Source organism: Streptococcus sp. HMSC076C08, from assembly GCF_001810825.1.
Lineage (GTDB): Bacteria > Bacillota > Bacilli > Lactobacillales > Streptococcaceae > Streptococcus.
This window is the reverse complement of sequence record NZ_KV802735.1, coordinates 112,153-126,920: the sequence shown is the minus strand read 5'-3', so window position 1 is coordinate 126,920 and position 14,768 is coordinate 112,153. Positions and strand designations below refer to the sequence as shown.

General features: G+C 39.5%; 15 protein-coding genes. All 15 read left to right on the top strand.

The window, feature by feature from the left end; all coding sequences use genetic code 11:
* The first annotated feature begins 24 nt into the window (after nt 1–24).
* The 15 genes from rpmI to HMPREF2766_RS06870 all read left to right on the top strand — a co-directional run bounded on the left by rpmI (nt 25) and on the right by HMPREF2766_RS06870 (nt 14,656).
* Complete coding sequence (gene rpmI / locus HMPREF2766_RS06940) at nt 25–225, top strand: 50S ribosomal protein L35 (RefSeq protein WP_001125942.1); 201 nt, start codon at nt 25–27, stop codon at nt 223–225.
* 51 nt (nt 226–276) lie between these two features.
* Nucleotides 277–636, top strand: a complete 360-nt coding sequence (gene rplT / locus HMPREF2766_RS06935; RefSeq protein ID WP_000124830.1) for a 50S ribosomal protein L20 — start codon at nt 277–279, stop codon at nt 634–636.
* A gap of 174 nt (nt 637–810) precedes the next feature.
* Complete coding sequence (locus tag HMPREF2766_RS06930) at nt 811–2,475, top strand: molecular chaperone HscC (protein WP_070568823.1); 1,665 nt, start codon at nt 811–813, stop codon at nt 2,473–2,475.
* Nucleotides 2,476–2,488: 13 nt separating this feature from the next.
* Nucleotides 2,489–5,260, top strand: coding sequence for a J domain-containing protein (locus HMPREF2766_RS06925; RefSeq protein ID WP_070568820.1), 2,772 nt, complete (start codon nt 2,489–2,491; stop codon nt 5,258–5,260).
* Nucleotides 5,261–5,357: 97 nt separating this feature from the next.
* Entirely contained in the window at nt 5,358–5,738 is a 381-nt protein-coding gene (locus tag HMPREF2766_RS06920) for a lactoylglutathione lyase (protein ID WP_000157143.1), read from the top strand.
* A gap of 247 nt (nt 5,739–5,985) precedes the next feature.
* A complete protein-coding gene (locus HMPREF2766_RS06915) occupies nt 5,986–6,786 on the top strand; it encodes a dihydroorotate dehydrogenase electron transfer subunit (RefSeq protein ID WP_049479186.1) in 801 nt (266 codons plus the stop codon).
* On the top strand, nt 6,749–7,735 hold the full coding sequence (locus HMPREF2766_RS06910; protein ID WP_180364418.1) for a dihydroorotate dehydrogenase: 987 nt from the start codon (nt 6,749–6,751) through the stop codon (nt 7,733–7,735). Before HMPREF2766_RS06915 ends, HMPREF2766_RS06910 begins: the two co-directional genes overlap by 38 nt.
* A 110-nt stretch (nt 7,736–7,845) precedes the next feature.
* Complete coding sequence (locus HMPREF2766_RS06905; protein ID WP_070568813.1) at nt 7,846–10,098, top strand: glucosaminidase domain-containing protein; 2,253 nt, start codon at nt 7,846–7,848, stop codon at nt 10,096–10,098.
* A gap of 148 nt (nt 10,099–10,246) precedes the next feature.
* Nucleotides 10,247–11,062, top strand: coding sequence for a hypothetical protein (locus HMPREF2766_RS06900; RefSeq protein WP_000749426.1), 816 nt, complete (start codon nt 10,247–10,249; stop codon nt 11,060–11,062).
* Between the two features lie 113 nt (nt 11,063–11,175).
* Nucleotides 11,176–11,412 (top strand): DUF2829 domain-containing protein, encoded by a 237-nt coding sequence (locus HMPREF2766_RS06895; RefSeq protein WP_000141924.1) that lies wholly within the window; start codon nt 11,176–11,178, stop codon nt 11,410–11,412.
* On the top strand, nt 11,405–12,103 hold the full coding sequence (locus tag HMPREF2766_RS06890; protein ID WP_000198455.1) for a 3-oxoacyl-ACP reductase: 699 nt from the start codon (nt 11,405–11,407) through the stop codon (nt 12,101–12,103). Before HMPREF2766_RS06895 ends, HMPREF2766_RS06890 begins: the two co-directional genes overlap by 8 nt.
* A 10-nt stretch (nt 12,104–12,113) precedes the next feature.
* Nucleotides 12,114–12,593, top strand: coding sequence for an NUDIX hydrolase (locus HMPREF2766_RS06885; RefSeq protein WP_000403326.1), 480 nt, complete (start codon nt 12,114–12,116; stop codon nt 12,591–12,593).
* Between the two features lie 7 nt (nt 12,594–12,600).
* The gene (locus HMPREF2766_RS06880; protein WP_000418697.1) at nt 12,601–13,329 is read left to right on the top strand and encodes a GNAT family N-acetyltransferase; all 729 of its coding nucleotides are present in this window, start codon (nt 12,601–12,603) and stop codon (nt 13,327–13,329) included.
* 41 nt (nt 13,330–13,370) lie between these two features.
* A complete protein-coding gene (locus HMPREF2766_RS06875) occupies nt 13,371–14,219 on the top strand; it encodes a putative PEP-binding protein (RefSeq protein WP_008276044.1) in 849 nt (282 codons plus the stop codon).
* Nucleotides 14,216–14,656, top strand: coding sequence for an ASCH domain-containing protein (locus HMPREF2766_RS06870; RefSeq protein ID WP_000188825.1), 441 nt, complete (start codon nt 14,216–14,218; stop codon nt 14,654–14,656). The genes HMPREF2766_RS06875 and HMPREF2766_RS06870 overlap by 4 nt, the downstream gene beginning before the upstream one ends.
* Nucleotides 14,657–14,768: the final 112 nt, after the last annotated feature.

Here is a 14,768-nt window from a genome sequence, read left to right as displayed (position 1 = left end):
AAGTTAAATAAAGGAGAAAAAATCATGCCAAAACAAAAAACACACCGCGCATCAGCTAAACGTTTCAAACGTACAGGTTCTGGTGGACTTAAACGTTTCCGTGCTTACACTTCTCACCGTTTCCACGGAAAAACTAAGAAACAACGTCGTCATCTTCGTAAAGCATCTATGGTGCATTCAGGAGATTTCAAACGTATCAAAGCAATGCTTACTCGCTTGAAATAATAGCCTAACAGTAAGTAAACAATTCTAGGAAATATTTGGAGGAAATAAAACATGGCACGTGTTAAAGGTGGCGTTGTATCACGCAAACGTCGTAAACGTATTCTTAAATTAGCAAAAGGTTACTATGGAGCTAAACACATCTTGTTCCGTACTGCAAAAGAACAAGTAATGAACTCTTACTACTATGCATACCGTGACCGTCGTCAGAAAAAACGTGACTTCCGTAAATTGTGGATCACTCGTATCAATGCGGCAGCTCGTTTGAACGGACTTTCATACTCACAATTGATGCATGGTTTGAAATTGGCTGAAATCGAAGTTAACCGTAAAATGCTTGCTGACTTGGCTGTTAACGATGCAGCAGCTTTCACAGCTCTTGCAGATGCAGCTAAAGCAAAACTTGGTAAATAATGATTAACTGTTTCATTCTTACTCTCGTGGTCTTTACCGTAAGAGTAGGGTGAAACTTTTTTATTTACCATAAATGATTTTCTATTTTAAAGAGTAAATCACAGATTTTTTCAAAGAAAATAGGATATTTCTTGTATAATAGGAATATCTAAAAAGATTTGGAGTTAGAAGAAGATGATAGTAGGTATTGATTTAGGAACGACTAATTCTTTAGTAGGGGTTTATCAAGATGGTCAGGTCAAGCTGATTCCCAATGCTTTTGGTGAGTATTTGACTCCTTCTGTTGTGGCTTTAGATGACAATGATGAGATTATAGTTGGAAAAATTGCCAAGGAACGCTTGGTGACCCACCCAGATAAGACGGTTTCTCAGTTCAAGCGTTTTATGGGGACCAAGCATGAGTTGACGCTAGGAAATCGAGCATATAAGGCTGAAGAATTAAGCTCTTTTATCATTCGAAAGTTGGTAGACGATGCAGAGAACTATCTTGGGGAAAAGGTCGAGGAAGTGATTGTCAGTGTTCCAGCCTATTTCAATGATGCTCAACGTTATGCGACCAAACTAGCAGGAAAATTTGCTGGAGTTCAGATTGATCGGATTATCAATGAACCCTCTGCAGCAGCTCTTGCTAAAAGATCTATGGTAAACCAAGAAGATCAATCTTTTATTGTGGTCGATTTTGGTGGTGGTACTCTTGACATTTCAGTTGTAGAGCTTTTTGATAACATTGTCGAAATCGTGTCGATTGCAGGGGACAATCGTTTGGGAGGAGAAGACTTTACTGCGGCTATTGCTGAGGAATTTTTAGTTTCTAATCAATTAACCAAGGATACGATTTCCCGCGAATTTTACAGCAAAATTCTGGTACAGGCTGAAAAGACAAAGCTGGAACTTAATGATAAAGAAGAAGTGAAGATGACAGTGATGGAGCAAGAGAAGGAATACTTTTTAGACTTGAGCTACCAGCGATTTTATGAGCTTTGTCAACCTCTGCTAGCCCGTGTTAAGGCCGTTTTGGATCGTGCCTTGATGGATGCACGCTATAGCTATGTATCATCTGATAACTTTGTTCTTGTTGGGGGGACTTCGAAACTCCGCTTGGTTCAGGACTTTTTGTCTTACTGTATCAATCAAATGGTTCAGGTTTCGGATGATCCCGATCGGATGATTGCGAGAGGTTGTGCACTTCTAGCAGGAATAAAAGAACGGCAGGGTGAGATACGAGATTTGCTGCTGTCTGATATTTGTCCTTTTACACTAGGAATTGAGATAGTTGGAGACCGTTTTTCGCCGATTATTGAGCGAAATTCTACCCTACCTGCTTCACGCATCGAGCAGTACTATACGGCTGAATTGGGACAGAGTCAAGTCAAGATAAAGGTCTATCAAGGTGAGATGATGAAGGCATCACAAAACCTGTTCCTAGGAGAATTAGAAGTTCCCGTCCCTGTCAATACTAGAGTAAATGAAAGTTTCACAGTTCGGTTTACCTATGATTTAAATGGAATTTTGGATGTTGAAGTGAAAATTGATTCAACACAGGAAGTCTTTAGTCATGTTATTCTCCAAGATAGTGTTACTCTGACAGAAAAGGAAATCAAGGCTAAGCAAGCAGAGTTGACTCGCTATAAGATCAATGCTCAAGAAACAGAGGTTTATCGTTTCTTGATTGAAAAAGCGAATCGCGTGTACAGTATGCTCTTGGGGAGAAGAAGAGATGAGCTAATGGCTGAAACTAGACGATTTGAAGAAGAGGTCAGCCAAGCATCTATGTATCATTTGCCAAAACTCTATCAATCATTTTCAAATTATTTAGACTTCCTAGAGCGAGGACTGTAAAAGAGGAGACCTTATGAATATATGGGAAACTTTAGGAATAGAGCCAACGACTGACGTCAAACTAATCAGAAGGCGTTATGCTGAACTGGTTCGGCTCTATCACCCAGAAGACCAACCAGAAATTTACCAAGAAATTGTTGAAGCTTATCAAAAAGCCTTGACTTATGCAAGGTCTAGAAACACAAGACCAGAAAATAGTCTCAAAAAAGCGAGTGACTCTCAAGAAGCTAGTGAACTTGAAGAAGAGGCGAATGAAAAACTTAACTCTAGTCTCAACTTTGAAAACTTGACTGAAGAAACGAAGACTGAGAACGAAGAGTCTGAAAGATCTAGTATTGATTTCAGTGATTATCAGCAATCAACTGATAAAACAAGCAATTCCTTTAACTTTGAAACCTTTAAAGCAGAAGAGAATGAGCAAAAGTCCACCCTTGACTTTAGTGACTATGATGAGGAAGTTCAGCTAAATGGAGATTCTGAAGAAAGAGCTACGAATCCCCTCAATTTTGAAACGTTTGGTGATGAAGAGAACCGTGGGCAAGAAGGAACAACAAGGTCTACTCTTGACTTTAGTAGTTATAATGAAGCAGCCTATTTGATTCGAAATGCGATTGAAAGTATTGTTAAAAATGATGATTACAGTCCAGAAGAACAAGAGCATCTATGGCGTCAGTTCTTTCATCAGTATCAGTATGATATGGACATTGTTCAATCCGTTTTAGAGGAAATGGATGTTTATATTTTTAATAAACCTGAGCAATTCTCTATCATCATTCCCTTACTGGAAGACTATGTACCAGACTTTAAGTACTGGGGTTATTACTATAAACTCAAGTACTGGAAGGTCAAAAGAGATATAGCAGAAGAGGAAGGAAGTTCGCTTGAGAGCGCACAAGAAGCCACTGAGCAATTCTCTTATTCCTATCAACTTTGCCAAGAAATTCTTCAAGATTCTAACAAAGCAAATCAATTAAGCTCTTGGATAGAGTTTTTCAAGCACCCCTATTTGGCCTTCATGGTCTTGGATCAAGTAAATCAAAATCGTCAGATAATCAAGAGCATTCCTGTTTTAACCTATATCCTTGAAAAAAACCGACAAGCCATGTTTGAAGAGGATTATCCACTCTTGAATGACTTGGCTGCTTACTTAGAGGAAATAAAAGAGGAGATGGGGGAAAACGTTGACTTTAATCACTACTCTCTAGATAATCCGGAAGAAGTTGAGGTAGCCTTTTATGAGTTGCTCCATGCTCGCTATCAAGACGAATACAAACTGTTACGTGATTGGCAATATCTTTTTGAATCAGTCAAAGATCACACGCTCCTACTTTATTTGTTAGAAAAGGTGGACGTCTATCCTTTAACCAATGCGAAAGTGTTAGCCCTTGTTTTCCAATTTGTGGAGCGTTACAGTGATGAGGAATCAAATCCTTACCTGAAAAAACTCCATTTCTGGAAGAGTATCCATTCCTATCCTTCAGTGGTAGAGGAGTATGAACTAGACAAAAAGGAAAATTTTGATTACTGGTACAATGAAGGTTATCTTTATATAGATAAGCTCACTAAGAGCGATGAAGATATCAATGATTGGGAGAAGTGGAGAAGCTACTTTAAAGGAAGACCACGCATTCTAACGATTTTACTTCAACAGATCTATAAGGAGTACCATCGATTTACAGATGGCGATCTCCTGAGATATGTTTTAGCTCCTTTTCCTACTTCTAAAATGGCTCCCCAAATGATGACGGAGGAGACAGACCAGAAACTAGAAGAGATGACAATTTATGCTTATGAACTTAGTCATCCAAAGGCTAAGCTCTCTTATTTGGATTGGAAAAAAAGACAGGTCTTTAAAAATAAGTTTCTTCAGATTTTCTTTGGCCTCTTTACGATTGTAAGTTTGATACTCAGTATTATAGAGCGACCTGGTTATAATTCATGGGTTCATGCGGGTATGTTTTCTCTCTTTTACGTCTATATGCTAAAATTAAGGAAAACACCGATTGAGGAAGGAGTGACTGCTAGGGGGGAAAAACGAAAACTCTACTACAGCCCTCATCCATGGTTCCTATTAATCTTGTTATTAACCCTCGTCATTCCATCCTTACCATTTGGTCTCATTGGTGCCCTTATGTTCATTACATTTTTCAGCTTCATCGATGGTTTCCAAGTGAGTCAGGGGCTGAAATGGGATTATTCTTTGGATAAGCTGATTCCTGTCGGTATCTTTCTTTCTGCTGGTGTTCTTTCTGCTTTGGTAAATCGAAGCCAGACTATTTCAGGAGTTGCAATAGCTTACTTCCATATTTTTGCAATTCTTGTGATTTGCTTGTCTTTTACAAGATTTAGTCCTGGATTTCCACCATCTCTGAAGAAAATTTTCATACCAGCAATCTTGGGAATCTTACTCTTTCAAACGTTGCCCTACATTCAGAGCCGTTTAGATAACTTTGATCCAACTATTCTACGAAATGAAACACTGGCCATAACGGTTATCCTCTTGTTAAATGGAGTTGCCTTGTCTTATTTTACAAAGGAACAAGGCTTCATAATTGGTGTGAAGAAGGTCTTTATGATTTATGGCTTGCAGATCTTTATTTTCCTAAGAAGACTGTTCCGAATCCTATTCGCACCAAATTCAGTTTTCGATAATAAATATTTTAACAGAGACTTACTAATCATGAACAGCGAATTTACTTTCTACTTCCTTGAGGGGCTTTTTATCCTTATCATGCTTTTCCTTATTCGCAATATACGCAAGGAAAATCGAAAAAGTGCTGCTTAGAATGAAAGCGTAGAGAAGAGGACTCTAGTTCAAGTTTCTAGTAAATTTTTCTGAATAAAGGTATAATGGAACTATTCAAATGAAAGAGGTAATGAAAATGGCTTCAAAAATGCTACACACTTGCTTGCGAGTAGAAAACCTTGAAAAATCAATCGCATTCTATCAAGATGCTTTTGGTTTTAAAGAATTGCGTCGTAAGGATTTCCCAGATTATGCCTTCACGATTGTCTATCTAGGACTTGAGGGGGATGACTATGAGTTGGAGTTGACCTATAACTACGATCACGGTCCTTACGTGGTAGGAGATGGTTTTGCCCATATCGCCCTCAGTACACCTGATCTTGAGGCACTTCATCAAGAACATAGCGCGAAAGGCTATGAGGTTACAGAGCCAAAAGGCCTACCTGGAACCCCACCAAACTATTACTTTGTCAAGGATCCTGATGGCTACAAAGTCGAAGTGATTCGTGAAAAATAATCCAGTAAAGTCAAGTAGAATGTTCGTTTTCTACTTGACTTTTTTACTTTGAAAGAGTATACTAATACAAATTTAACCTTTAAGGGGAGTCCAGAGAGACTCACAAGGTGTCAGATAAAAGTGATAGGGAACTCTCTGTGGAGACTTTTTAGGTGTGCGCATGAATTCTGTCCTATCTCGACTGAGACCTTGCAATAGCAAGGTCTTTTCTTTATCTGGTCCCCTTAAAATTTAAGGAGGAAAAGTCATGAATCCCACATGTAAGAAGCGTATGGGTGCCATTCGTTTGGAAACCATGAAGGTGGTTGCACAGGAGGAAATTGCGCCAGCAATCTTTGAATTAGTCCTAGAAGGGGAAATGGTTGAAGCTATGCGAGCCGGCCAATTTCTTCATCTGCGTGTGCCTGATGACGCCCATCTCTTGCGCCGCCCTATTTCAATTTCGTCTATTGACAAAGCAAACAAGCAGTGTCACCTTATTTATCGGATTGAGGGGGCTGGGACAGCTATTTTTTCAACCTTAAGTCAGGGAGATACTCTTGATGTGATGGGACCTCAGGGAAATGGTTTTGACTTGTCTGACCTAGACGACCAGAGTCAAGTCCTCCTCGTTGGTGGTGGGATTGGTGTTCCACCCTTGCTAGAAGTAGCCAAGGAATTGCATGCGCGTGGGGTGACAGTAGTGACAGTCCTCGGTTTTGCGACTAAGGATGCTGTTATTCTCGAAACCGAATTGGCCCGATATGGTCAGGTCTTTGTAACGACAGATGATGGTTCTTATGGCATCAAGGGAAATGTTTCTGTTGTTATCAATGATTTAGACAGTCAATTTGATGCGGTTTACTCATGTGGTGCTCCGGGAATGATGAAGTATATCAATCAAACCTTTTATGATCATCCAAGAGCCTATCTATCTCTAGAATCTCGTATGGCTTGTGGGATGGGAGCTTGCTATGCCTGCGTTCTAAAAGTGCCAGATAGTGAGACCGTCAGCCAACGCGTCTGTGAAGATGGCCCTGTTTTTCGCACAGGAACAGTTGTATTATAAGGAGAAAGTCATGACTAACAAACGTTTACAAGTTTCTCTACCGGGCTTAGAGTTGAAAAATCCTATCATACCAGCATCAGGCTGTTTTGGTTTTGGTCAGGAGTATGCCAAGTACTATGATTTAGATCTTTTAGGCTCCATTATGATCAAGGCAACGACACTTGAACCGCGTTTTGGCAATCCAACTCCCAGAGTTGCAGAGACACCTGCCGGTATGCTTAATGCAATCGGCTTGCAAAATCCTGGCTTAGAAGCTGTTTTAGCTGAAAAGTTGCCTTGGCTGGAAAGAGAGTATCCTACGCTTCCCATCATCGCAAATGTTGCAGGCTTTTCAAAACAAGAGTACGCTGCCGTTTCTCAGGGGATTTCCAAGGCTACAAATGTAAAAGCTATCGAGCTCAATATCTCTTGTCCGAATGTGGATCACGGTAATCATGGACTTTTGATTGGGCAAGATCCTGATTTGGCTTATGAAGTGGTAAAAGCGGCTGTGGAAGCCTCTGATGTGCCAGTCTATGTCAAGTTAACCCCTAGTGTAACGGATGTTGTCACCATCGCCAAAGCCGCAGAAGATGCAGGAGCAAGTGGCTTAACCATGATCAATACTCTAGTCGGTATGCGCTTTGACCTCAAAACTAGAAAACCAATCCTAGCCAATGGAACAGGTGGAATGTCAGGTCCAGCAGTTTTTCCAGTAGCCCTCAAACTCATCCGACAAGTAGCTCAAACAACAGACCTGCCCATTATTGGAATGGGGGGAGTGGATTCTGCTGAAGCAGCGCTAGAAATGTATCTGGCTGGTGCCTCTGCCATCGGAGTTGGAACAGCCAATTTTACCAATCCATATGCCTGTCCTGATATTATTGAAAATTTACCAAAAGTCATGGATAAATACGGCATTAGCAGTCTAGAAAATCTCCGTCAGGAAGTCAAAGCCAGCCTGAGATAAGCTAGGTCTTCCTTATCGTCAACAAGAAATAGAATCTTCATCAATTTGTAATATTTCCGTCTATTAACTATGTTACAATAGGGTTTAGAAAACGTTATTGGAGCATTTAAATGAAACGATGGAAAGTGGCCCTAGTAAGTGCTGGCTTATTGGGGTGTTTTTTTACTGTAGTGGAGACAGCAAAAGCAGAAGAGGGAACTTGGCAAGGAAAGACCTACCTCAAAGCAGACGGGAAACCAGCAACCAAGCAATGGCTTTTTGACCAAACGCAACAGGCCTGGTTTTATTTAACAGCTGATGGAAATCGTGCTGAGAACGGCTGGCTAACAGTTGGTGGTAAGGATTACTATTTTAATGAAGCTGGAAAATTAGCTACGAAAACGTGGGTTGGACAGTACTATGTGACTGAAAGTGGTGCTAAAGCTAAGGAACAGTGGGTATTTAATCAGGAACAAGAATCCTGGTATTATCTCAAGCCTGATGGTCAGAAAGCTAAAAACGAGTGGATTACTCAAGGTCAGGAAAAATATTACCTTAAAGAAGATGGCAAGATGGCCAAAGATGAGTGGATCACTCAAGGGGAGAACCAATACTACATCAATTCACAAGGGAAAATGCTGAAAAATGCTTGGCTTGGTAAGAACTATCTATCAGAAAATGGTAATAAAGTTAAACAAGCCTGGATTTATGATGACAACTATAGCAGTTGGTTCTACCTCCAACAAGACGGTACCTATGCTGAAAATGGCTGGTTAACCATAGGTGGGAATGACTACCATTTTAAATCAGGCGGTTATCTTTCAACTGAGCGTTGGATTGACCGCTTCTATGTTGCTAAAAGTGGAGCTAAATTGAAATCGGAATGGCTCTTTGATAAGAATTATGATTCTTGGTTTTACTTGAAAGCTGATGGTAGCTATGCCGAAAAAGGCTGGGAAACGATCAAAGAAAAAGATTACCATTTCAAATCAGGCGGTTATCTTTCTACAGAAAGCTGGATTGACCGCTTCTATGTTGCTAAAAGTGGAGCTAAATTGAAATCGGAATGGCTCTTTGACAAGAATTATAACTCTTGGTTTTACTTGAAAGCTGACGGAACCTATGCTGAGAAAGGTTGGCAAACCATCAAAGGCAAGGATTACCATTTCAAATCAGGTGGCTACCTTTCTACGGAAACTTGGATTGACCGTAGCTATGTGACGAGTAGTGGAGCAAAAGCTGGCAAAGGTTGGCTCTTTGACAAGAATTTTAACTCTTGGTTCTATATCAACTCTGATGGAAATTATGCCAATAAAGAATGGCTCTGGGATAATGGTTACTACTATCTCAAATCTGGTGGTTATATGGCTGCGAGTGAGTGGGTATGGTACAAGAACAACTGGTTCTACCTCAAGTCAAATGGAAAGATGGCTGAGAAAGAATTAATCTACGATTCATCCGACCAATCATGGTATTACCTTAAATCAGGCGGTTATATGGCAAAAAATGAAACTGTGGATGGTCATACCTTGGATGCTTCTGGTAGATGGCATGTTGCGGATAAAACCAAATATTACAAAGTTAAACCAATCACTGCCTATGTCTATAGTGCATCTGGAGAAATCTTGAGTTACATTAACCAAGGAAGCATTGTTTCACTGGATAGCTCAACGCGAAAAGGCGGCCGACTTGCAGTTTCGATTTCTGGCTTGTCTGGCTATATGAATCAAAGTGATTTGACAGCAGTAGATGAAGGTAGCGAGTTTATCCCTCATTATACTAGTGATGGGAAATTCCTCTACCATGAACTCTCTCCATATACGAGTATCAAAGTAGCTCCACACACCTCTGCTATGGTTATTGGTAAGAAGTACTACTCAACTGATGGAGAGCACTTTGATGGCTTTACCATTAAAAATCCTTTCCTCTATAAAAACTTAAGAGAACCAAGTAATTATAGTGCAGCTGAATTGGATAAACTGTATTCGATGATGAACTTGCAGGATAGTCCTCTAGCAGGTAAAGGAGCGACTTTCAAAGAAGCTGAGGAACGCTACGGTGTCAATGCCCTTTACTTGATGGCACATAGCGCTCTTGAAAGTGCGTGGGGACGTAGTCAAATTGCCAGAGATAAGAACAACTTCTTTGGTATTGCTGCTTATGATACTAGCCCATATCTCTCAGCCAAGAGCTTTGATAATGTGGACAAAGGAATTCTTGGAGCGGCCAAGTGGATTCGTGAAAATTACATTGACTATGGTAGAGACCACCTTGGAAACAAGGCAACTGGAATGAATGTTCGCTATGCTTCCGATCCGTACTGGGGTGAGAAGATAGCCAGCATCATGATGACCATCAACAGCAAACTTGGTGGGAAAGACTAATCAAAAGAAATCAACGGTAACTACTGAGAAGTGGTTATCGTTTTTGTATATCTGGCAATAAGTTGATTCTATAGCTTTTTAAACTTGAAATTTTTAAAACAATATATTAAAATATAGAAGAGATTGCTTATAAATTAAGGAGTTTAAAATGAAGAAATCAATGATTGTTGGGCTTATTACTTTTATTGCTTTAGGTTTGGCAACAGGATACTATTTCTTATCCTATGTGCCTCATCAAGCTGTTGTAACTAAGTTTGAAGATGTAGTAAAGGATTTAAATGAAAAGAATAAAGAAGTTGAAGATCAAATAGCTGAGGCTGAAAAGGTTATTGAGAATAATGAAGAACCTCTTGATTCTAAGACATTGGAAGAATTGAAATCAACTATAAAGGATAGCAAAGATTCACTTCGTAAAGAACCAGAAATGGAGAAAGCGACTGCTAAGATTGAGAAGCAAATTGAAGAATTAAGTCAACCATTAGATTATAGTGAAACAAAAAAGAATTTGTCTGAAAAATTGACTCACTATCAAAATAGCATTCTTCAATTAAAACAAATTACAAATCCTTCTAGTTCTTTTATTGAAGAAAGACTCAAAGAAATTGAATCAATTACTGGAGTACAATCTGTTACGGAGGATAATGACCCTAATAAAAAATTAAATAAACAAGGAGGATATACAGCGTCTGTATATTTCGTTGACAAGCAAGTGAATGAATCTGTAGAAGGCTCAGATATTGTTCAAAAAGGTAATGATGCTGGTGGAAATATAGAAGTTTATAAGACAAAAGAAGATGCAGAAAAGCGCAATACTTATATTAGTGCTTTTGATGGAACTGCTTTAAATCCGGGATCCCACTATGTTTATGGAACCATATTAATTCGCACTTCGCACCATTTAACAGGAGCGCAACAGAAAGAACTGACTGAGAAAATCTACAATAAATTAATTGAACTGAAATAATTAAAAAATTGGATAGCTATTTGTTTTATTGAACTAAGATACAGTCAAAAAGCCGTTGGAAAACGGTTTTTTGTTATAATTAAATGAAGAATGTAGCATTAAAGGAGAACAACATGACTTTTGAAGAAATCCTGCCTGGGTTAAAGGACAAGAAAAAATATGTACGAACTGGTTGGGGAGGGGCTGAAAACTATGTCCAACTCTTTGACACTATCGAGCAAAACGGGGTTGCACTTGAAGTGACGCCTTATTTCCTCATCAACGTGTCTGGAGAAGGGGAAGGTTTTTCCATGTGGAGCCCGACACCTTGTGATGTTTTGGCGACGGATTGGGTAGAAGTGCATGACTAGACGTGTATTGATTACGGGAGTGAGTTCAGGGATTGGTCTGGCTCAAGCCCGACTCTTTTTAGAGAAGGGGTATCAAGTATATGGAGTGGACCAAGGTGAAAATCCACTCTTAGAGGGTGATTTCTACTTTTTACAGAGAGATTTGACCTTGGACTTGAAACCTGTTTTTGACTGGTGCCCTCGGGTGGATGTTTTGTGCAATACTGCAGGAGTTTTGGATGCTTACAAACCCTTATTGGAACAATCAGCGCAGGAAATTCAAGAGATTTTTGAAATCAACTACGTGACTCCTGTTGAGTTGACTCGGCATTATTTTACACAAATGTTGGAAAATAAAAAAGGAATCATCATCAATATGTGTTCGATTGCTTCAAGTCTAGCTGGCGGAGGTGGTCACGCCTATACCTCGTCTAAGCACGCCTTAGCTGGCTTTACCAAGCAGTTGGCTCTAGACTATGCTGAGACTGGTATTCAGGTCTTTGGGATTGCTCCAGGGGCAGTCAAGACAGCTATGACCGCTGCGGACTTTGAACCCGGTGGATTAGCAGACTGGGTAGCTAGTGAAACGCCAATCAAGCGCTGGATTGAGCCAGAGGAAGTAGCAGAGATTAGCCTTTTCTTAGCAAGTGGAAAAGCGAGCGCCATGCAAGGACAAATCCTGACCATTGATGGTGGTTGGAGTTTGAAGTAGGAGGAGTTGAATGGAAATCAAAAAACACTTTGGAGTCTATGCTGTTTGCTTTGAAAATGGGAAGTTACTCTGCATTGAAAAAACGAGAGGCCCTTATCAACATCGTTATGATCTACCTGGTGGTAGTCAGCAACTTGATGAAGGATTGACGGAAACGCTGATTAGAGAAGTTATGGAAGAGACGGGCTTTACTGTTAGAAACTACTCCAATCCTCGAATCTACGATGTTTTCGTCAGGGAAGAGTTAAAAAATTTTATGGTTCACCATATCATGGCATTTTATGATATTGAGGTCAACGAGAAGGAAGCTCAAGTTACGATTTCGGAAGTTGTCTCTGATGGTGCGAATGATTCGCTCGGATATGTTTGGATGGATATTCAAGAGATCACAGAAAAAAATGCTTCGCCCTTAGTCTTGAAGGTTAAGTCTGAATTATTAGGATTTCCAGAGCTGGACAAGACCTTGTATATGAATTGGAAGGTGAAGTAGGGGGATAATGGAACTATTTAAAACATGGAAGAAAAATATGGTTCTTTATGGTCTTAAATCTCAAATCGGAACTGTCTACCGAAACAGTGATAGGACAACAAGCTTTTATGATGTTGGAAATTTTCTATACCTAGCAGGGGAGTTGGATTCCAGATTTTGGGAAGATTTTGTTAGGAAATACGGTTTAGATTATAAGATTATTATTTCAGAAGATACTAATTGGCAAGATTTTCTACATCGGAAAGTGGAGCTAAATTCTTTTACTCGCTATTCTTTTAAAGATAAGGCAAATTTTCAAGTTGAATTTCTAAATGGTCTAGTTACTCACTTAGAGGAAGATTACAATATTGTGCCTATTGATAATCATATTTATAACTGCTTTTCTGAGGAAGAATGGTCACAAGATTTACAGGGGGATTTTGAGTCCTATCAGGATTTTGTTTTAAAGGGTGGATTTGGCTTTGTGATTCTTAAAAATAATGAACTGATTGCTGGGATTTCCTCAGGGTTAGTTTACCGTGGAGCAGTTGAAGTGGAAGTTGCAACTAGACCAAACGAACAAGGAAATGGATTTGCTAAAAAGCTTGGTGCTACAATGATTCTGGAGAGTTTAAATAGAGATATGTTTCCACTTTGGGATGCTCATAACGAGGCTTCCAAAAAAGTAGCAGAATTTTTAGGATATGAGTTATTTGAACCTTATGAAGCTTTTGAACTAGAGGAAGGTATCATATAATGATATCTGATATTGTATGTTTTAAGACGAGGTGAATGGCTATGCAAAACCAACTTGCTCTTAGTGGCGAACAAATTGTTGAAAAAGTTTACCCTCAATTATTGCATCATGTTGGTATGATTCGTGGGGAATATTTGTTGAGAGAGCTTAATCAAAACATCCTATTAGCAAGTTGTCAGCAATTTGTAAAAGATTATCTAGATACCATTTGCTCCTTGTACTCAGATGAAGAGGTTTGGTATCGTTTTTCAGAGTTAACAAATACAGAAGCTAATTGTTTAGAGGGGACTAAAGAGCATTTTGATGAAAATCATCCCTTGTTTGGTTATAGAGGAACTAGGCGCTTGCTGGCGTGTCCTGAAGAATTTCAGGCTGAAGCACATGTCGTTACAGAAGTTTATCAAACAAATCCCAATCTGTCTGTTATTTTTCCTTTTATCAATGATGCTGAGCAGTTAAAACAAGCTATTAGAGTATTGCGTGAGCATGGTTTTACTGGAAAAGTCGGCACAATGATTGAGTTACCGTCAGCTTATTTTGACTTGGACAGGATACTGGAAACTGGTATTTCAAAGATTGTAGTTGGAATGAATGATTTGACTTCTTTTGTTTTTGCGACTGTGAGAAATAGTCAATGGCATGATATGGAAAGTCCAATAATGTTAGATATGCTGAGAGATATGCAGGATAAAGCAAGGATGAAAAAGATTGACTTTGCTGTAGCAGGCTATCTGAATGCTTCTTTCATACAAAAAATGAATCAGACGGGTATCAAGTGTATTATCCACTACAGTTCTATTCCAGAGATTTTTAATTTAGAGATTGATCATCCAGACCATCTCAAACGTATAAAAGAAGTAAGTAAAAAATTACAAAGGAGCAAACTATGACACCGCAAGAAATGTGGAATATTTACAAGCAAATTAACCCCACGATTGGAGATGAGATAGATGCCTGGGCTTTTGGAGTGGAAGCAGATCTCTTGGCCGACTTGGTTCTAAGAGGCGAAAAGACTGCAACCGCCTCAGCTTACGACCTCTACGCACTAGAAGACGAACCTCTTCCACAAGAAGGGACCTTCGATGTCATTTTAGACAGTCAAGATCAGGCTGTCTGCATTGTCGAAATTACCAAGGTCTCCGTTCAGCCTTTTCATCAAGTTTCTGCCGACCATGCCTATAAGGAAGGGGAAGGTGACAAATCCCTAGCCTATTGGCGTCAGGTTCATGAGGATTTTTTCACCGAGTGGATGAGGGAAACCGGACTGACTTTTACTCCTGACAGCAAGGTTGTTTTAGAAGAATTTCGCAAAGTCTACCCACTCTAGACTGCAGAAGGAAGAAAGTTTTGGAAATCACCGTCCAATCCTTTTTTCTTAAGCAAAACATGATATAATAAGTTTGTTTGAAGAAGAGTAAAACTCTTAAACTTAGAATAGG